This window comes from Methylobacterium sp. J-043 (assembly GCF_022829505.1).
Classification (GTDB): Bacteria; Pseudomonadota; Alphaproteobacteria; order Rhizobiales; family Beijerinckiaceae; genus Methylobacterium; species Methylobacterium extorquens_A.
The window spans coordinates 167,842-186,338 of sequence record NZ_JAKSYB010000034.1 but is presented as its reverse complement, the minus strand read 5'-3'; the positions used below and the strand labels follow the sequence as shown (position 1 = coordinate 186,338).

At 69.3% G+C, this 18,497-nt stretch carries 19 protein-coding genes and 1 tRNA gene; 11 read left to right on the top strand and 9 right to left on the bottom strand.

What is annotated here, in order from left to right:
- Positions 1 to 424: 424 nt before the first annotated feature.
- The gene (gene hpnH, locus MKK50_RS07580; protein WP_253370673.1) at positions 425 to 1,588 is read left to right on the top strand and encodes an adenosyl-hopene transferase HpnH; all 1,164 of its coding nucleotides are present in this window, start codon (positions 425 to 427) and stop codon (positions 1,586 to 1,588) included.
- 163 nt (positions 1,589 to 1,751) lie between these two features.
- On the opposite strand, the gene MKK50_RS07575 is transcribed toward hpnH, so the two are convergent.
- Together MKK50_RS07575 and MKK50_RS07570 are read right to left on the bottom strand one after the other, a co-directional pair.
- A complete protein-coding gene (locus MKK50_RS07575) occupies positions 1,752 to 2,459 on the bottom strand; it encodes a phosphorylase (RefSeq protein WP_499021485.1) in 708 nt (235 codons plus the stop codon).
- Positions 2,456 to 3,622 carry a polysaccharide biosynthesis/export family protein gene (locus MKK50_RS07570; protein WP_499021484.1) on the bottom strand — a complete coding sequence of 389 codons (1,167 nt, stop codon included), beginning with the start codon at positions 3,620 to 3,622 and terminating at the stop codon, positions 2,456 to 2,458. The genes MKK50_RS07575 and MKK50_RS07570 overlap by 4 nt, the downstream gene beginning before the upstream one ends.
- 302 nt (positions 3,623 to 3,924) lie before the next feature.
- Between MKK50_RS07570 and MKK50_RS07565 the strand changes: the two genes are divergently transcribed.
- The 4 genes from MKK50_RS07565 to rpmF all read left to right on the top strand — a co-directional run bounded on the left by MKK50_RS07565 (position 3,925) and on the right by rpmF (position 6,873).
- Positions 3,925 to 4,467 carry a gluconokinase gene (locus MKK50_RS07565; protein WP_253370671.1) on the top strand — a complete coding sequence of 181 codons (543 nt, stop codon included), beginning with the start codon at positions 3,925 to 3,927 and terminating at the stop codon, positions 4,465 to 4,467.
- An 8-nt stretch (positions 4,468 to 4,475) separates the two neighbouring features.
- Positions 4,476 to 5,279, top strand: coding sequence for a Cof-type HAD-IIB family hydrolase (locus tag MKK50_RS07560; protein ID WP_499021482.1), 804 nt, complete (start codon positions 4,476 to 4,478; stop codon positions 5,277 to 5,279).
- Between the two features lie 249 nt (positions 5,280 to 5,528).
- Positions 5,529 to 6,425, top strand: a complete 897-nt coding sequence (locus tag MKK50_RS07555; protein ID WP_253370668.1) for a transglycosylase SLT domain-containing protein — start codon at positions 5,529 to 5,531, stop codon at positions 6,423 to 6,425.
- A gap of 259 nt (positions 6,426 to 6,684) precedes the next feature.
- The gene (gene rpmF / locus MKK50_RS07550) at positions 6,685 to 6,873 is read left to right on the top strand and encodes a 50S ribosomal protein L32 (RefSeq protein WP_003601373.1); all 189 of its coding nucleotides are present in this window, start codon (positions 6,685 to 6,687) and stop codon (positions 6,871 to 6,873) included.
- Positions 6,874 to 6,954: 81 nt separating this feature from the next.
- Here rpmF and MKK50_RS07545 read toward each other — a convergent pair whose 3' ends face one another.
- Both MKK50_RS07545 and phaR read right to left on the bottom strand, forming a co-directional pair.
- Entirely contained in the window at positions 6,955 to 7,203 is a 249-nt protein-coding gene (locus MKK50_RS07545; RefSeq protein ID WP_499021480.1) for a hypothetical protein, read from the bottom strand.
- 157 nt (positions 7,204 to 7,360) lie between these two features.
- On the bottom strand, positions 7,361 to 7,972 hold the full coding sequence (gene phaR, locus MKK50_RS07540) for a polyhydroxyalkanoate synthesis repressor PhaR (protein WP_499021478.1): 612 nt from the start codon (positions 7,970 to 7,972) through the stop codon (positions 7,361 to 7,363).
- Positions 7,973 to 8,297: 325 nt separating this feature from the next.
- Here phaR and MKK50_RS07535 point away from each other — a divergent pair, with 325 nt between their 5' ends.
- From MKK50_RS07535 to MKK50_RS07525, 3 genes are all read left to right on the top strand, one after another.
- Positions 8,298 to 9,482 carry an acetyl-CoA C-acetyltransferase gene (locus MKK50_RS07535; RefSeq protein ID WP_499021477.1) on the top strand — a complete coding sequence of 395 codons (1,185 nt, stop codon included), beginning with the start codon at positions 8,298 to 8,300 and terminating at the stop codon, positions 9,480 to 9,482.
- A 260-nt stretch (positions 9,483 to 9,742) separates the two neighbouring features.
- On the top strand, positions 9,743 to 10,471 hold the full coding sequence (phbB, locus tag MKK50_RS07530) for an acetoacetyl-CoA reductase (protein ID WP_253370660.1): 729 nt from the start codon (positions 9,743 to 9,745) through the stop codon (positions 10,469 to 10,471).
- A gap of 154 nt (positions 10,472 to 10,625) precedes the next feature.
- Complete coding sequence (locus MKK50_RS07525; protein ID WP_499021474.1) at positions 10,626 to 11,597, top strand: lipid A biosynthesis lauroyl acyltransferase; 972 nt, start codon at positions 10,626 to 10,628, stop codon at positions 11,595 to 11,597.
- A gap of 13 nt (positions 11,598 to 11,610) precedes the next feature.
- Here MKK50_RS07525 and MKK50_RS07520 read toward each other — a convergent pair whose 3' ends face one another.
- From MKK50_RS07520 to MKK50_RS07500, 5 genes are all read right to left on the bottom strand, one after another.
- Positions 11,611 to 12,066, bottom strand: a complete 456-nt coding sequence (locus MKK50_RS07520; protein WP_499021472.1) for an adenylyltransferase/cytidyltransferase family protein — start codon at positions 12,064 to 12,066, stop codon at positions 11,611 to 11,613.
- The gene (locus MKK50_RS07515; protein ID WP_499021470.1) at positions 12,063 to 13,082 is read right to left on the bottom strand and encodes a CDP-glycerol glycerophosphotransferase family protein; all 1,020 of its coding nucleotides are present in this window, start codon (positions 13,080 to 13,082) and stop codon (positions 12,063 to 12,065) included. The genes MKK50_RS07520 and MKK50_RS07515 overlap by 4 nt, the downstream gene beginning before the upstream one ends.
- Before the next feature lie 197 nt (positions 13,083 to 13,279).
- Complete coding sequence (locus tag MKK50_RS07510; protein ID WP_253370653.1) at positions 13,280 to 14,536, bottom strand: aminopeptidase; 1,257 nt, start codon at positions 14,534 to 14,536, stop codon at positions 13,280 to 13,282.
- Between the two features lie 78 nt (positions 14,537 to 14,614).
- A complete protein-coding gene (locus tag MKK50_RS07505) occupies positions 14,615 to 14,908 on the bottom strand; it encodes a DUF2218 domain-containing protein (RefSeq protein WP_056203309.1) in 294 nt (97 codons plus the stop codon).
- A gap of 378 nt (positions 14,909 to 15,286) precedes the next feature.
- Positions 15,287 to 16,741: an FAD-binding oxidoreductase gene (locus MKK50_RS07500; protein ID WP_499021468.1), complete on the bottom strand. Its 1,455-nt coding sequence runs from the start codon at positions 16,739 to 16,741 to the stop codon at positions 15,287 to 15,289.
- Between the two features lie 222 nt (positions 16,742 to 16,963).
- On the opposite strand from MKK50_RS07500, the gene MKK50_RS07495 reads away from it, so the two are divergent.
- From MKK50_RS07495 to MKK50_RS07485, 3 genes are all read left to right on the top strand, one after another.
- Positions 16,964 to 17,659: a fumarylacetoacetate hydrolase family protein gene (locus MKK50_RS07495; RefSeq protein ID WP_499021466.1), complete on the top strand. Its 696-nt coding sequence runs from the start codon at positions 16,964 to 16,966 to the stop codon at positions 17,657 to 17,659.
- 43 nt (positions 17,660 to 17,702) lie between these two features.
- Positions 17,703 to 18,179 carry an NUDIX domain-containing protein gene (locus tag MKK50_RS07490; RefSeq protein WP_499021465.1) on the top strand — a complete coding sequence of 159 codons (477 nt, stop codon included), beginning with the start codon at positions 17,703 to 17,705 and terminating at the stop codon, positions 18,177 to 18,179.
- A 105-nt stretch (positions 18,180 to 18,284) separates the two neighbouring features.
- Positions 18,285 to 18,359 (top strand) — tRNA-Gly (locus MKK50_RS07485).
- Positions 18,360 to 18,497 lie beyond the last annotated feature (138 nt).

Genomic DNA, 18,497 nt, shown 5'->3' with positions numbered 1-18,497 from the left:
AAACCGGTCGGATCCGGCGGCGGCGGTGCGATTGCGCACTGCAACCGGATTGTGCGAGGACATTGCTTCGCACAAACATTCCGGACGATGTCGGCTTCATGACGGGGCAGCGGACGCCGCACGAGAAATCGTGAACATGTTTCGCCCGCTTTCGCCCCTTGCGGTTGTCCGTGAAGAGGGACGGTCAAAAATCTGCCGCAGAATGCGGAAATCAGACGATCATTCCCGGTTCGGATCGCGCGACCACCGGCTTCGTCCCCGAAGCGGGTGGCCGGCCGCGAGACCGGTACGCCACACTCCCCCGAAATCGCGCTCCCCGCGCGTCCTCTCGGAACGGTTCCAGCCTAATGCGCTGGAACTCCTGTCCTTCTCACGCTAAGCAGCCCGGCTAAGTCCGGAACCCGCGCATCCAAGGAGCCGCGTCTTGGGAATCCCCATACGGTACGTCGCGAAGATCGGCGGTTACATCCTCAAGCAGCACATCACGGGGCGTAAGCGCTACCCGCTCGTCATGATGATGGAGCCGCTGTTCCGCTGCAATCTCGCCTGCGCCGGCTGCGGGAAAATCGATTACCCGGACGAGATCCTGAACAAGCGCCTTCCGGTGGACGAGGCGCTCGAATCCGTGCGCGAGTGCGGTGCACCGGTGGTCGTGATCGCCGGCGGCGAGCCGCTTCTCCACAAGGATCTGCCGCAGATCGTGCAGGGCATCATCGCGCAGAAGAAGTTCGCGATCGTCTGCACCAACGCGCTGCTGCTCGAGAAGAAGATCAAGGACTACAAGCCGAGCCCGTATTTCACCTGGTCGATCCATCTCGATGGCGACAAGGAGATGCACGACGGCTCGGTGTGCCAGCGCGGCGTCTACGACAAGGCGGTGGCGGCGATCGCGAAGGCCAAGGAGATGGGCTTCCGCGTCACCATCAACTGCACCTTCTTCAACAATTCCTCGCCGGACAAGATCGCCGACTTCTTCGATTCGGTGACCCGCATGGGCATCGACGGCATCACCGTCTCGCCGGGCTACGCCTACGAGCGTGCGCCGGACCAGAAGCACTTCCTCAACCGCAAGGCGACCAAGGACCTGTTCCGCGGCGTGTTCCGGCACGGCAAGGAGAAGGGCCGCGAGAAGTGGACCTTCCAGCAGTCGGGCCTGTTCCTCGACTTCCTCGCCGGCAACCAGACCTATCACTGCACCCCGTGGGGCAACCCGACCCGCACCGTGTTCGGCTGGCAGAAGCCCTGCTACCTGCTCGGCGAGGGTTACGCGGCGACCTTCAAGGAGCTGATGGAAGAGACCGACTGGGACGCCTACGGCACCGGCAACTACGAGAAGTGCGCCGACTGCATGGTCCACTCGGGCTACGAGGCCTCCTCGGTGGTCGATTCGGTCAAGAAGCCGTGGAAGCCCCTCGTGCACGCGATCCGCGGCATCAAGACGGAAGGCGACATGGCCCCCGAGATCAACCTCGAAAACCAACGCCCGGCCGAGTTCGTGTTCTCCCGCAACGTCGCCCAGAAGCTCTCCGAGATCAAAGCCTCGGGCGTCGACACCAAGCAGGAAGCCCGCAAGCGCACCGCCGCCTGAGCGACGCGCTCCTTCGCTTCCAATGAAAGACCCGCGCGGCACCGGCCGCGCGGGTCTTTTCGTTTCGAGGCGTCGCGTTTGAGATTTCTCGCCTCGCGGATAACGCGCGCGCTGCCGCCATCGCGACGCAGGGGCCGCGACAGGGGAGCCCCGCAAGGCGGTCTTACAGCAGCCCGAGTCCCGGTCCGAGCCGTGCCCGGCAGCGGGCGAGCGCCGCGAAGGCCGCCGAGGAATCGCGGCCGAGCCGAATCAGCTCGCCGATCCGGGCTTGCCCGCGCAGAAGCGCACCGAGCACCGCCCGGATGTCCGGCTCCCCCTCCGGCGTCAGGGCCGAGGCCGCGAAGGCGGGCAGGGCGCGTCCGGCGGGGTCACAGACCACCCGGACCGCCGCGAAGGGGAGGGCGTGGCGTGCGGCGTAGGCGGCGGCCACATGCGATTCCATATCGACCGCCAGGGCGCCGGTGCGCGCATGCAGCGCCGCCTTGTCGGCAACGGTCATGACCGCGACCGCAGAGCCCACGAGGCCGCCTGCAACGACGCGGTCCGGCGAGCCGGTCAGGCGCTCGGACAGGCGGCGGGCAAGCTCGGGATCGGCCGGGAAATGCTGGTCCGCGTCGAGATGCGTGCCGACGACGATGTCGCCCGGCCGCAGGGCTGGGTCGAGCCCCCCGGCGATTCCGAAGCTGACGACCGCGCGCAGATCACCGGGAGACCGCCGGTCGAGTGCGGCCCGCAACCGCTCGGGGTTGCCGCCGGCCTGGATCGTCTCGACGCCCGGCCCGGCGGCGATGCGGGCCTCTCGGGCCAATCCCGCGACCGCGAGGACCGCTCCGCCCGTCACGGCGCCGGACGCCACCGGATGCTGAATCACCGCGTAACGGTGTAGATCGAGGCGCCCGCCGCGATGGGCGAGGCCACGGTCGAGAACACGCTCAGCACCTTGCCGAGTTCGGCGAACGGCGAACTCGACACGTAGACGAGGTCGCGGTTCCGCATGCGGAAGCTCTGGGTCAGGAACATCCCCTGTGGGTCGCGCAGATTCACCCGGTACACCACCGGCACCTGCGGAGAGGACAGCAGCGGCGAGTTCGGCCGCAGCCGCCGCACCACCGCTGCCGGCTCGTAGCGGAAGATGAACACGCCCGCCGGATCGGCCTGGAGTTCGCGCAGACCGGAGGCGCGTGCCAGCGCCTGCGACAGCGTCAGCCCGTCCGCCGAGAACGGCACCTCGGTGGTGTTGCCGAGCGCCCCCACCGAGAGGAAGGTCTGCGGATCGCGCACCAGGGTCAGCGTATCGTTCGGCCGCACGTAGATGTTCTCGCGCGGGTTGGAGACCACCGTGGTCATCGGCACGGTGACGGTGCGGTTGCCGCGCGACAGGCGCACGAAGGTCTCGGCCACCGGGGTGCGCACGCCGCCGGCCTGGGCGATGACGTCGAGCAGGCGGTCGCCGCGGCCCGAGAGCGGCACGCGCATGCCGGTGGCCGCCTCGCCGGTAACGGTGACCGATTGCGAGACCGGCTTGGTGACGGAGACCAGCACCTGCGGCTGAATCGCCTTGCCGGCGAGTTCGGTCTCGATCAGCGCCTGGACATCCTGGGTGCGGCGTCCGACGACCTTGATCCGGCCGGCGTAAGGAACGGTGATGCCGCCGTCGGGCCCGACCACCTGCTCGGGGATCGTGGCGGACTTCGATCCCGCCGAGAAGCGGTCGGAGACGAGCGGGCCGGAGAACAGACCGCCGGCCCCGGCCTCCCAGACCTGAACCGCCACGTAGTCGCCGACGCCGATCACCGGCTCGAGCGCGGGGCGGTTGTCGCCGAAGGTGACGAGGAGGCTGTCGAGGGGGCGGGTGCGCAGGGCCTCGACGAGGGCGGGGGTGATGTCGATGATCTCGTAGCGGGCGAACAGGCCCTCGGCGGTGGCGACGTCGGCGCCGCCTTCGATCGCCGAGGTGGTCGGCCCCGCGGCCGGCAGGATGGAGCACCCCGACACCGCCGTAGCGGTGAGGAGGGCAATGGCTAGAGCGCGCATTCAGGCCGCCTGACGGTTTTTCTCATCGGGGTGGGTAGCTGAAACCGGCCAAGCTGTCCGTGGCGAGGCCGCCACACCGGGCCGGGGAGCACGGAATGGGGCCGCCTTTCCCCGCAGCCCACACTGATCCCGCCCTCATCGAGGCGAGGCTCGACGAATCGCAAGAAGGGCGGAGAAGAGGCGAAGGATGGTCCTGGCGCCGAACTCCGCTACCTGTCTGCATCCGGCCAAGCCTGCGCCGCCCGATCCAGGACAGGGCAGGGCGTCCGGCGCTGGCCCACATTGCTCCTTCAAGGCGTTGGATGACCGCTCCCCGATCCTCCGCCCCGACCGTCCTCGTGGTGATGGGCGTCTCGGGCTCCGGCAAGAGCACCGTGGCCGCGCTGGTGGCCGAGCGGCTCGGCTGGACCTTCGCCGACGGCGACGATTTCCACACGCCCGAGAGCATTGCCCGGATGCAGGAAGGGCACCCGCTCGACGACGCGGCACGTCAGCCCTGGCTCGGCCGCATCCGCGCCTGGATCGACGCGCGGGTCGCGGCCGGCGAGAACGCCGTGGTCGCCTGCTCGGCCCTCAAGCGGGCCTACCGCCGGACCCTGATCGGCGATCCCAGGCGGGTGCGTATCGTCTTCCTTGAAGGGAGCCGGGCGGTCATCCAGGACCGGATTCTGGCGCGGCACGGCCATTTCATGCCGGCCTCGCTCCTCGACAGCCAGTTCGCCGCCCTCGAACCGCCCGGCCCGGAGGAAGACCCGATCACCGTCGGCATCGAGGACGGGCCCGACGCCATCGTTGCGGCGGTCGCCACCCGCCTCGACATCCCCGCGGGCGACATCTGCGGATAGGAGAGAGCATGGCCATCGCCCTCGTCGTCTCCGACGTCGACGGAACGCTCGTCACCGACGGCAAGCGGCTCACGCCGGCTGCGATCGAGGCGGTGCGGCGGCTCGGCTCCGCCGGGATCGGCTTCACCCTGGCCTCCAGCCGCCCGCCGGCCGGCCTGCGCCACCTCGCCGAGGCGCTCGACCTGCGGCTGCCGCTGGGCGCCTTCAACGGCAGCACCGTTTGTACGCCCGATCTCCGGCCGATCTCGGAGCGGCTGATCCCCGAATCGGTCGCCCGCGAAGCCGCCGCGCGCCTCGACGCGGCCGGGATCGACCTCTGGGTGTTCGCGGACGGCGCCTGGAACCTGCGCGACGGCCAAGCTCCCTATACCGACCTCGAGCGCCGCACCTTGCAGACGGAGCCGAGCGTCGTGCCGGACCTGTCGCCCCTGCTCGGCCGGGCGGCCAAGATCGTCGGCGTGAGCCGCGACCATGCCGGCCTCGCGCGGCTGGAAGAGGCGCTCGCGGCGGAGCTGGAGGGGCGGGCCGCCGTGCATTGCTCGCAGCCCTACTACCTCGACGTGACGCCGCCCGGCATCGACAAGGGCAGCTTCGTCGCCGATCTCGGCCGGCAGCTCGGCGTCCCGCGGCAACGAATCGCCACGCTGGGCGATGCGGCCAACGACATCGCCCTATTCCGGGAGAGTGGGTTGTCGATCGCCATGGGCAACGCCGCCCCCGCGGTCCGGCAGGCGGCCTCAGCGGAGACCCGAAGCAACAACGAGGACGGTTTCGCCCGCGCGATCAACCGGTTCGTGTTCGGGGACACCTGAAATCGGCGCCCACGGCCAGGCGGAGGGCTGTGCCCCTTCTGCGACAGGGTCGCCGCCGCGGGTGTCAGCATCCGCAGGGAATTGCCGGGACTCCACGTTCCCGCCTCATTTGGCCCCGACCCAGGACAGACAAACTGAGCCGTAACGAGTGACCCTCGCCCGGCTCCCGCGGCACCCGCCCCCTCTCGAGAGGGAAAAGCGCCGGCCAACGGGAGACGGAGCGAGGCACCCCAAACGACCGGGTCCCCCATGCGTCTTGTCCTCGCCGCCCTTCTTGCCGCCGCCCCGGCGTCGGCCTTCGCCCAGGAGGCGGCACGGGACAACATCGATGCGCTGATCGCCGAGCAGGCCCGGGCCAACAAGGTGCCCGAGGCGTTCGTCCATCGCGTGGTCAAGCGGGAGAGCAACTACAACGCCCGCGCCAAGGGCGGCTCGGCGCTCGGCCTGATGCAGATCAAGCACGCCACGGCCCGCGGCCTCGGCTATACCGGCGACGCGGCCGGGCTCTACAATCCCGAGACCAACCTGAAATACGGCATCGCCTATCTCGCCGGCGCCTACCGCGCCGCCAAGGGCGATCTGGAGCAGGCCTACCGCTACTACAACCGCGGCTACTACTACGCCGCCAAGCGCCTCGGCATCGACGCCACCCCGCCCGACGCCGAGAGCGCGACGACCGTCGCTTCGGCCACGAGCCCCGCCACTGCGAATGCCCGGTCAGCCAACGGCTTCGACGGCATGTTCGCCCTGCGCGGCAATGCGTCCGCCGCGGGCACCCAGCAGGCGCTGGCCTACGCCGCGCCGGGCCCCGGCCCGACCGACGCCGTCGAGGTGCCGCTGCCGCCGCGCCGGCCGACCGCTCTCTCTGCCGAGCCCTTGCAGGTCGCGAGCCTCGCCCAGCCGACCGCTCCGCAGCCGCAGGCCTCCCTCCAACCGCAAGCTGCTACCGCGCAAGCCGCCGCCCCGCAGGTCGCCGCGGCGCAGGCGATGACCGCCGTGGATGCCGTCGAGGTGCCGCTGCCGCCGCGCCGCCCCTCCGAGACCGTGCTCGCGGCGATCCCGCGTCCGGCGATCGCCGTCGCGGCGCGCAAACTCGCCGAGCCCGCCCCGATCCGGGAGGCCTCGGCCGCCCCCGTCACGCCTTGAGGCGATAGCCTGTCCATCGAGAAACCGGCACTCCGGAGCATCGTCCCGGATCCGGTATCCGGGACGATGCTCCAGTCTGTTGTTATTGCATCGTCTTTTTCCGAAAGCCGGTAGCCACCTTTCGGGACGATGCTCTAGCCAGTCGCCGTTCCTGCGGTTATACAGCCCGCCTCGAATCTCCGTTACTCAACGCGGTGCCATCGGCGATCCTCGGACATGAGGATGCCTTGGGCGCCCTTTTTGCCTGAGGTACACTCCCATGGCCGTTCCGAAGCGAAAGACCTCCCCCTCCCGCCGCGGCATGCGCCGCTCCGCCGACGCCCTCAAGGCCCCGACCTATGTCGAGGACAAGGACTCGGGCGAACTGCGCCGTCCGCACCACATCGACCTGAAGACCGGCATGTATCGCGGCCGTCAGGTTCTGAAGGTGAAGTCCGCCGAGGCGTAAGGAAACCACCCGAGCGCCGACCGCCTGATTTGGGCCGGAACGGCGCAGCGAGTGTCCTGCCAAAATGCGAAGAACCGGCCGTCAGGCCCGTTTTGCGAAGGCCGCATTCCGCGCGTAGAGCGCGGTTGCGGCCTTCGTGCGTTCCAGGCGTGCGGGACGCAAGGCGGGATCGGCGCTGACGATCAGTTGGGTCAGAAAGCCCGCCATCGGGCGGCGCCCCCGGATGCGGGGACCGGTGCCGATGGGCGTTTCGGCAACGAGGGCACGCGAGGACGAGTCCAGGCGGGCGCCATGGTCCTGATCGGCACAATCGGTCTCGAAACGGTCCATTTGCGTCACGCCTCCGGCCTCGCACGCGTTCTCGTGCAAAGCCGGGGCCGACGTTAACCGGATCTTAACGATCTGTCTCGCCCCACCGGGCGCGACTTCGCCCTCTCGCCGGCGTCGCCCGACAAGAGAGGCGGCAACCGTCCTTCGGGACGGTGCCCTACTTGCGCGCCAGGGACTCGAGGCGGGCCTGCATCTCCGCCATCTGCTTCTTCAGCTCGTCGAGGTCGGCCGGGCCGCTGACGGCGGCGGCCGGAGCAGGGGCGGGGGGCGCGGCGGGCATCGTTCCCGGCGGCGGTCCGCCGGGACCGAAGCCGCCGGTGAACATCTTCATCGCATCGCCGAAGAAGGTCATGTTGGCCCGCACCTGCTCCTGCAGCGCCTGCTGGAAGGCGGAGGGGCCGAAGCTCTGGGCCATCTTCTCGCGAAGGCCGTCCTGATCCTTGGCGAAGTTGGCCATGGAGAATTCGAGGAAGCTCGGCACCATCGTGCGCATGCTGTCGCCGTAGAAACGGATCAGCTGCCGCAGGAAGGCCACCGGCAGCAGGTTGTCGTCGCCGGCCTTGTTCTCCTGCTCGAAGATGATCTGCGTCAGCACCGAGCGAGTGATGTCGTCGCCCGAGCGTGCGTCGTAGACGATGAAGTCTTCGCCGTTCTGCACCATCGTCGCGAGGTCTTCGAGCGTGACGTAGGTGGAGGTGCCGGTGTGATAGAGCCGGCGATTGGCGTACTTCTTGATGACGGTCTGATGCGCCCTGCCGTTCTCGGCCATTGTTGCGACACCTCCCGCTTCGCTCATGTGTCTGCGCAAAGCTCAACGCTCCGCCACGATCGGCTGCCCGCCTGCGCAGGCGGGGCTCAACATTCGTCGGAACCAACCTTAAGGCTTTCGCGGCGCGGCGAAAACAGCAATTTATCCCTGTCCCCGCAGAATCCGGTGCACTCGGGCGCGGTCGTCTGCGCGACGTTCCGCCCATGTTGTCCGTAAGCACGCTTGACTTCGAGAGGTGTGCGCTCTTCATCCGGTGAACGGCAGGCCGCGCCCCAGACATTCTGGTCTACCAAATATCGCGCCGCCGAATGAGGAGAACGTCACGATGGCAGCCAGTGAAGATATCGTCATTGTCGGAGCGGCGCGCACGCCGGTCGGCTCGTTCGCCGGCGCCTTCGGTGCCGTGCCGGCCCACGAACTCGGCGCCACAGCGATCAAGGCCGCACTGGAGCGCGCGGGCGTTTCACCGGACGACGTGGACGAGGTGATCTTCGGCCAGGTACTCACCGCCGCCGCCGGGCAGAACCCGGCCCGCCAGGCCGCCATCGCCGCCGGCATCCCCGAGAAGGCGACCGCCTGGGGTCTCAATCAGGTCTGCGGCTCGGGCCTGCGCACCGTCGCGGTCGGCATGCAGCAGATCGCCAACGGCGACGCCAAGGTGATCGTCGCCGGCGGCCAGGAATCGATGTCGCTCAGCCCGCACGCCCAGTACCTGCGCGGCGGCCAGAAGATGGGCGACCTCAAGCTCGTCGACACCATGATCAAGGACGGCCTGTGGGACGCCTTCAACGGCTACCACATGGGCCAGACCGCCGAGAACGTCGCCCAGGCCTTCCAGCTCACCCGCGAGCAGCAGGACCAGTTCGCGGTCCGCTCGCAGAACAAGGCCGAGGCCGCCCGCAAGGAAGGCCGCTTCAAGGACGAGATCGTCCCCGTCACCGTGAAGGGCCGCAAGGGCGACACGATCGTCGATACCGACGAGTACATCCGTGACGGCGCCACCGTCGAGGCGATGGCCAAGCTCAAGCCCGCCTTCGCCAAGGACGGCACCGTGACCGCGGCCAACGCTTCGGGCCTCAACGACGGCGCTGCCGCGCTCGTGCTGATGTCGGCGTCCGAGGCCGAGCGCCGGGGCATCACGCCGCTCGCGCGGATCGTCTCCTGGGCGACCGCGGGCGTCGATCCCAAGGTGATGGGCACGGGCCCGATCCCGGCCTCGCGCAAGGCCCTGGAGAAGGCCGGCTGGAAGCCCGCCGACCTCGACCTGATCGAGGCGAACGAAGCCTTCGCCGCCCAGGCTCTGGCCGTGAACAAGGACATGGGCTGGGACGACGAGAAGGTGAACGTCAACGGCGGCGCCATCGCCATCGGCCACCCGATCGGCGCCTCGGGCGCCCGCGTCCTCATCACCCTGCTGCACGAGCTGAAGCGCCGCGACGCCAAGAAGGGCCTCGCCACGCTCTGCATCGGCGGCGGCATGGGTGTCGCCATGTGTGTCGAGCGGGTCTGAGCGACCGGCTCCGTGGGAAGGGCGCTCGATGCCCTTCCCACGGAAAACCTAAAGGTGAATTTGACGAAACCAGCTTGAGGGTTTGTGAAATTTAAATGCGATGCGGGCTCGCGGTCGCCCGGATAAACAGTCCGGGACGACGCGCGGCGCCCCGCGCCTGCGAAGGCGGTGACAGGATCGTTGCCCTGTCCGCTGCACGCCTAGCGGGTGTTTCGCGAACCGGCTTAACAACAACCCGATACGGGATCACGGAGGAAACTATGGCTCAGGAACGCGTCGCCCTCGTCACGGGCGGAACGCGCGGCATCGGCGCCGCGATCTCGAAGCGCCTGAAGGACAAGGGCTACAAGGTCGCCGCCAATTACGGCGGCAACGACGAGGCGGCCAACGCCTTCAAGGCCGAGACCGGCATCCCGGTGTTCAAGTTCGACGTCGGCGATCTCGCCAGCTGCGAGGCCGGCATCAAGGCGATCGAAGCCGAACTCGGCCCGATCGACATCCTCGTGAACAATGCCGGCATCACCCGCGACGGCGCCTTCCACAAGATGACCTTCGAGAAGTGGCAGGCGGTGATCCGCACCAACCTCGACTCGATGTTCACCTGCACCCGCCCGCTGATCGAGGGCATGCGCTCGCGCAATTTCGGGCGCATCATCATCATTTCGTCGATCAACGGCCAGAAGGGCCAGGCCGGCCAAACCAACTACTCGGCGGCCAAGGCCGGCGTGATCGGCTTCGCCAAGGCGCTGGCGCAGGAAAGCGCCTCGAAGGGGGTGACCGTGAACGTGGTGGCCCCCGGCTACATCGCCACCGAGATGGTGATGGCGGTGCCGGAAGACATCCGCAACAAGATCATCTCGACGATCCCGACCGGCCGCCTCGGCGAGGCCGACGAGATCGCCCACGCGGTCGAGTATCTCGCCAGCGAAGAGGCCGGCTTCGTCAACGGCTCGACGCTGACGATCAACGGCGGCCAGCACTTCGTCTGATCGACCGCAACGCACCACGCCGTCCGGAGGCCGCCGATCCGCTCAGACGGGTCGGCGGCCTCCGCCGTTTCGCGGCAAGCGCGCTCGCTTGGCCGGAAAAAATACTTTATGCCGCCTGGAAACCTCCCCCGATTGCTCTCTGAATGAACCGGCTGTGCTGCGCCTCGCGCTGATCCTGCGGCGGAACCTGCCTCGGCTGGCAGGTCTCGCGACCATCCCGCTGATCCGGGCGGTGTTCCTGTTCGCGCGGATGCTCGGCACCGACCGGGCGAGCGCGGCCGGCGGCCGGCTCGTTCGCCTCATTGGCCCGTTCCTGCCCTCGCACCGCACGGCGATGGCCAATCTCCGCGCGGCCTATCCGAAGGAGGACGAGCGGCGGCTGCGGGCGATCGCGGGGGAGGCGTGGGACAATCTCGGGCGCACCGGGGCCGAATACGCCCATCTCGACACGATCTTCGATTACGACCCGGAGAACCTCGCGACCCAGCGCATGGAGGTGCGCGGGCTGGAGCAGTTCTTCGCGATCCGCGACGACGGCCGGCCGGGGCTTATCTTTTCAGCCCATCTCGCCAACTGGGAGCTGCCCGCGATCTGCGCGGAAAAGTTCGGGCTCGAGACCACCGCCGTGTTCCGGCCGCCGAACAATCCGGCCGCCGCCCAGCTGGTGCAGGAGGTGCGCCGCAAGACCATGGGGGGCTTGGCGGCCTCCGGCCCCGGCGCCGTCTTCGCCATGCAGGGCGTGGTGGAGCGCGGCGGCCATCTCGGCCAACTCATCGACCAGCACTTCACCCGCGGCGTCGTGGTGCAGTTCTTCGGCCGGCCGGTGCTGGTCAACCCGCTACTCGGCAAGCTCGCACGGCACCACGATTGCCCGGTCCACGGCGCGCGCGTGGTGCGCAAGGCCGGCGGGCGCTTCCTGCTCGAACTGACGCCGCCGCTCGACCTGCCCCGAGGCCCCGACGGGCTGATCGAGGTTCAGGGCGCGATGCAGGCGATGACGCGCGTGATCGAGGGCTGGGTGCGCGAGCATCCCGGCCAGTGGCTGTGGATGCACCGCCGCTGGCGGCCCAACATGCTGCCGAAGGCAAAACCCGCCGAGGGGCCGCTAGAATCGTCCGCGTCGTGACCGCACCCTGCGTCTAACCGGCGGTCAGGCGTTGGCGCAGGAGCGTCGAGGAGATGCCGGGGGTATAGGGTACGACCGCGCGCATCGCTTCCGGCAGGTCGGCGCAATCGGCAAGCTTCGTGGCCAGTTCGGCCTCGTGGGCCGCGCCGAACGCGTAGAGGTCGTAGCCGAACCGCGCCATGAAGGCGCGGTCGATCACGCGGGGACCATCGGTGACCACTGCATCGACCCAGCGGCAGGCCGCCACGATCTCGACGCGCTCGTCCAGGGTGAGAACCGGCGGGCGTCCCTTGTAGGCCGTCACCCGCGCGTCGGGGACGACGCAGACCGTCAGTCGCCCGCCCAGGGCACGGGCCGCGGCGAAGAAGCGGACATGGCCGGGATGGAGCAGATCGACCACGACCTTGGCGTAGACGGACACGCCTGCCGTTCCCGCTCCGCTCATGCCCGCCGTTCCCGCTCCGCTCATGGCCGGCTTCCCTCCTTCAGGATTTCGTCCACGGCGGCCGCCACCCGGTCGCGGGCGCAGCCGTCGGTGAACGCACCGAACAGAGCCGCCCGGCGGGCGAGGCGCGCCGCCTCGTACCGGTTCGGCTCGGCGAGGGACAGGGCCACCGCCGCACGCAGCGTGTCGACCTGCTCGACGCGGGGACCGATGTCGCGCCACTGCCACTCGATCCCCTCCGCGTCGTAACTCAGCGGCGACGCGAACCGTTCGGGATTGTCGATGAGCACGATCGGGCGATTCAGGGCGAGGTAATGGAAGATCGCGCTGGAGGCGTCCGAGATCATCAGGTCGGCCCCGAGCAAGGCGGGGATCAGGTCGGAATCGGGCGGATGCAGCACGACGTTCGCGTGCCGCTCAGCGAGAATGCGCCACCTTTCGATCAGGTCCGGTGCACTCACGGCGATATGGGGATGGGGCTTGATGACGATCCCGATCCCGGCCTCGTCCCCGCGGATCAGCGCGACGAGATCGTCGCCGAGCATCTCGGCCGACGACAGCAGCGGCGTCCAGGTCGGGGCGTAGACGATACTCACCGCGCAACCGGGGACCCGGACACCCTGCGCGCGCGGCGTGTTCCGGAACAGGAGATCGCTCTGGATCAGTCCCGTCGGAAGATAGGCCCGCCTCGGAACATGCCCCTGCGCGGTGAGGCGCTCGGCGATCGCCGCACTCGCGACGCAGACGTAATCGGCCGCGTGATACGCCATGGCCGGACCGTTCTTGCTGATAAGACCGTGCCCGACATGCAGGATCGTCGCGTCGGGCAGGCTCCGCCGCAGGACGACCGCCGTGCCGGCATCGGCGACGATGACAAGGTCAGCGCCCCGGCCCGCCGCCTCCTGTCCGTCTTCGAAAGCCGCCATCGAGAGGCGCACGACGTCATGGCGGGCCGAGAGCAGATCGGCGAGCGGATCGAGGATGGGGGCGTGCCACGCGTACTGGTCAATGACCAGGATGGAGAAGGTACCCGCTGTCATAGCCCGCCGTCCCGGCCTGGTCCTCACGCCGGCCAACGGGCCCCGTCACACTGGGAGGCGTTGTCCGCTCGGGCCCGCTGTCCACCATCGTCGCACCCGTTGCAAGACCACGGGAACCGACGCCAGGGACCGGTGAGGAAGGGTCCGAGACGAACGTGGTCTCGGCCGCGGCCGATGCTGCGTCGAGGACGGGCGCGTCAGACCCACTCGCCGCGGCGCATCACCGGCACCGCCTCGCCCGAGGCGGTAAGGCCGTCCACGTCGATCCCGGCCGAGCCGATCATCCAGTCGATATGGATCAGGCTGCGGTTGGCGCCGCGCTCGGCGAGATCCGCCTCGCTCAGGCCCTCGCCGCCGTTGCGGAAGCATTTCGAGTAGGCCTGCCCCAGGGCGATGTGGCTCGCGGCGTTCTCGTCGTAGAGCGTGTTGTAGAACAGGAGACCCGAGGCCGAGATCGCCGAGGAGGCGGGCACCAGGGCCACCTCGCCGAGGCGGGCGGCGCCCTCGTCGGTATCGAGCACCTTGGCGAGCACGTCGCTGCCGGTGCGCGCCTGCGCCTCGACGATTCGCCCCTCGGAAAAGCGGACGCGGATGTCGTCGATCAGGGTGCCCTGGTAGGAGAGCGGCTTGGTGCTGGCGACGTATCCCTCCACCCGTGCCCGGTGCGGCGTGGTGAACACCTCCTCTGTCGGGATGTTGGCGTTGCAGACGATGCCGTTCTTGGCGGACGTGGCGCCGCCGCACCATTCGTGATCGTCTGCGAGCCCCACGGTGAGGTCGGTGCCGGGGCCGCGGAAGCGCAGGGCGGAGAAGCGGGCACCGTTGAGCCGCTCGGTGCGGCGGGCGAGATCGCGGTTATGCGCGCCCCAGGCCGCGACGGGGTCGGGTCCATCGATGCGCGAGGCGGAAAACACCGCGTCCCACAGGCGCGCGACCGCCTCGTCCTCGGGCAGATCGGGGAAGACCGTGCGCGCCCAGGGCTTGGTTGCGGCCGAGACAATGGTCCAGTTGGTGGAGAAGCCGGCGATCAGTTCCAGCGCCGGCACATAGGCCTGCGAGCGCGAACGGTTGGCGCGGGCGACCTTGGACGGGTCCTGACCCGCCAGCAGGGACGGGTCGTCGCCCGAGATGGCGAGCCGGGCCGCTCCGTTGCGGTAGGCGTCGGCCATGCCGGCATAGAGCCAGCCGGCGGCCCGGTCGAACGCCTCGTCGGGCGCGTGGGCGAAGCGCGCCAGCGTCGCGGCGTCGTCCGCGTAGAAGGTGGTGACCAGCGCGGCGCCGGCCTTGTAGGCCTGCTCGGTGATGGCGCGGGCCAGCGGCACTGCTTCGAGCGGCGCCGTCATCACCAGTTCCTGGCCCGCCTGCAACCCGAGGCCGACCCGCACGGCGACTTCCGCCAGCCGGTCGAGGCGCTCGGTGAAGGGGAGGGCGGCCGTGCCCGGCGTCTGGCTCATGGAATGGGTTCTCCAGGCTGTCTCGCCGCGCACCGTCTTCCCGGCCCAAGAACCGATCCCGTCAGACCGATCCGCGGCTCAGGCCGCGCGCGACCACGTGATGTCACCCAGATTTTCGCGGAAGGCAAAGCGCAGGAGATGGTCGGAGACCACATTCTCCAGCCGTGTCAGGCCGGCTGGGTCGGGCGTGGCCACCTGCATCACCAGGGCATCGGGGCTCGCCTCGAAGGTGCAGATCCGGTCCTCGCCGAACGGAACCCGGCCCTTGTCGCCGCTCTCCTCGACCGGGAACTTGTGGCTCCAATGGCGGCAGAGCTGCTTCAGGTAGCGGCTGGCTTCCGCAGTCGGCACCCGGGCCTGTGAGATGGGCATCAATGGTCTCCTTCTAAGTCGGTGCGGACGGGAATGTTCGGGGCGCGCGCCGCAGAGTACGCGTCGAATGGCTCGCCCCCATCGCCCGCCGCTGCGGCGGGTCGCCTTCGGGAGAAGGTGCACCGCACTGCGGTATGTGGGACGAGGGCGTAAAATCGTCATGCGACTAAACCGAGGCGGGCTCTCTCGCCGCCGGCCGCCGCAGAGGGCGATTGTCGCGTCGCAAGGGTTAACGATTTCACCATCCGGGCTTCATTCCGGTTGCGCGCAAGGCTGATTCCCGGCCCTGTGACCCGGATCATGCAGCCATCTTGTGCGTTGCACAACAACCCATCGACGTCGCCGTGCGTTCCCGCGTGCGCGCCGTCACACCGACCCTCAGACCGGAAGAGCCGGCGGCGGATCGTCCGAGAGGGCCACGACCTTGCCCGGATTGAGGCCGTCGTGCGGGTCGAGGGCGGCCTTCAACCGGCGCATCAGGTCGAGGCCGACGGGGTCGGCAGTGCGGGCGAGTTCGTCGCGCTTGATCAGGCCGATGCCGTGCTCGGCGGCGATCGAGCCATCCATGCGCTCGACGATGCCGTGGACGATGGCGTTGAAGCGGCCCCACTGGCTCAGGAACGCCGCCTTCTCCATGCCGACCGGCTGGGTCAGGTTGAAGTGGATGTTGCCGTCGCCGAAATGCCCGAACGGGCAGGGGCGCAGGCCCGGCATCGCCGCCTCGCAGGCCGCGCTCGCCTCTTCCAAGAAGTCGGCGAGGCGGGAGAGCGGCAGCGAGACGTCGTGCTTGATCGAGCCGCCCTCCGCCTTCTGCACCTCGGGCAGCAACTCGCGCAGGCGCCACAGGGCGGCGTCCTGGGCCGCGCTGCCGCCGATCACCGCATCCTCCACCAGTCCCGCCTCCATCGCCTCGGCCAGGAGCGCCTCCATCTCGCCGCGGGTGTCGGAGCCGGGGCGGGGCGAGGACAGCTCCACCAGGGCGTAGGCCGCGTGAGGGCCGGCGAGCGGCGGACGCACGTCGATCCCATGTCTCAGCACCATCTCCAGGCCGAAGCGGGGGATGTACTCGAAGGCCGTCAGCCCCCGGTCGGCGCCGGCCCGGAGCCGTGCGAACAGACTAAGCGCCACCCGCGCCGACGGGAGGCCGACGAAGCCGACGCAGGTCGAGAGGGGTTTGGGGTACAGCTTCAGGGTCGCGGCGGTGATGATGCCGAGCGTGCCCTCCGAGCCGACGAACAGGTGCTTGAGGTCGTAGCCGGCGTTGTTCTTGCGCAGCGCCTTCAGTCCGTTCCAGACCCGTCCGTCCGCAAGCACCACTTCGAGCCCGAGCACGAGATCGCGGGCATTGCCGTAGGCCAGCACCGCCAGTCCCCCGGCATTGGTGGCGAGGCCGCCACCGATCCGGGCCGTGCCCTCCGCCGCCCAGGAGAGCGGGAACAGCATCCCCGCCGCGTCGGCGGCGGCCTGCACGTCGGCGAGGACCATGCCGGCTTCCACCGTCATGCTGGCGCCGAGGGGATCGACCGCGCGCAGCCGGTCGAGGCGGTTCAGGGACAGTACGATCCCGCCGAAGGGCACGCCGCCGCCGACGAGCCCGGTATTGCCGCCCTGCGCCACCACCGGCACCCGCGCCGCGGCGCAGGTTCGGACGGTGAAGGCGACCTCCTCGGTCGTGCCCGGCGCCACGACGGCCAGCGCATGGCCGCGATAGAGCCCGCGCGACTCGACGAGATGCGGTGCGAGATCGGCCGGATCGGTGCGCACGTGCCGGCCCCCGAGCCGCTCTGAGAGCGTGGCGAGGAGGCGATCGTGGGAGAGGGTTGTGTCGGTCATCGATGGAGCGGGCGGCGGGGCCGAATGAAGGCGTCGTCTGGCTGAGATAGGCCGGGGGAACGGCATTTGCACCGAGGGGCGGAGATGCGGGGACGGGGGAGGCCGGGAAAGGCATGCGGGGGGATGGCACGCACCGGGCGCTTGCGGGTTTTCCTTGCGCAGCGGATCGCGGCCCGATCCAACCGTGTTTTCCGTCCCTCCGAAGACGAGGCTTGAGGCGCTATGCTGTCCGTGATTCCGAACCCGCCGCGCACGGCGCTGCCGATCCACGGCAGTTCCGACCTGTTTCCCGTGCGCCGGGTCTATTGCGTGGGCCGCAACTACCGAGCCCATGCCCGCGAGATGGGCGCCGACGAACGCGACCCGCCCTTCTTCTTCCTCAAGCCCGCCGACACGCTTCAGATCGTGCCCGAGGGCGCGACGATCGAGCATCCCTATCCGCCGCGCACCGAGAACTACCATTTCGAGGTGGAACTGGTAGCGGCCCTCGGCCGGGGCGGGCGCGACATCCCGGTGGAGAGCGCCGGCACGCATGTCTACGGCTACGCGGTCGGCCTCGACATGACCCGGCGCGACCTTCAGGACGAGGCCAAGCGGCAGGCGCGCCCCTGGGAGCTCGGCAAGGCGGCGGATTTCTCCGCCCCCATCGGCGCCCTGCGGCCGGCGGGCGTCATCGGCCACCCCCGCTCGGGCGCGGTCACGCTCGCCGTCGATGGCGCCGAGCGCCAGCGGGGCGACCTCTCCGAGATGATCTGGTCGGTGCCGGAGCAGGTCGCGCTGCTCTCGACCTATTTCGAGCTTCATCCCGGCGACCTGATCCTCACCGGCACGCCCTCGGGCGTCGGGGCGGTGCAACGCGGCCAGACCATGAGCGCGCGGATCGAGGGTGTCGGAGCGATCGCGCTCAAGGTCGTGTGAGCGGGCCGGGACGGAGGGGGCGCCACCGTCTACAAGACCCGGCATGATCCCGAATCTCGACCGCCCCTGGCTCCACCGCCTGTCCCTCCGGGTCGCGCTCCTGACCCGCGGCATGACACTGGGCGTGCGCGGCGTCGCCATCGACGGGCAGGGGCGGATCTGCCTCGTGCGCCATACCTATGTCGGCGGCTGGCATCTGCCGGGGGGCGGGATCGATCCGGGCGAGAGCGGCCCCGCCGCCATGATCCGCGAGTTCCGCGAAGAGGCCGAGATCGTGGTGACACCCGACGGCGGCATGCGGTTGCACGGCTTCTTCCTGAACCCCGGCGCGCAGCGCCGCGATCACATCGCCGTCTACGTCGTCCCGGCTTTCACGGTGGCGGGCCCGAAGCGACCGGACCGCGAGATCGCCGAGGCCGGCTTCTTCCCCCTCGATGCGCTGCCGGCCGACACCACCCGCGCCACCCGCGCCCGTCTCGAGGAAATCCGCGGCGGCCAGCCTCCGGCCGAGCTTTGGTGAGCCGCGCAAAAAAATCCGACCTTGGCGCTTGCATCCCCGGCCGGGATAGTGTTTACCAGCGCCACCGACGGACGCGCCCACGGCGCCGGACGGACGGACAAGAGAGCGGGTGTAGCTCAGGGGTAGAGCACAACCTTGCCAAGGTTGGGGTCGAGGGTTCGAATCCCTTCGCCCGCTCCAGTTTCCTCAAAAGAACTGACCGACCTACGAAAAGCCGCCGCAAGGCGGCTTTCGTCGTTTTTGACCTGCCGCATAAAGCGGTCATCGCAGCGTTAACGATCTGTTAGCCAAACAATTCCTAACGTCCGGCCGGTGCAG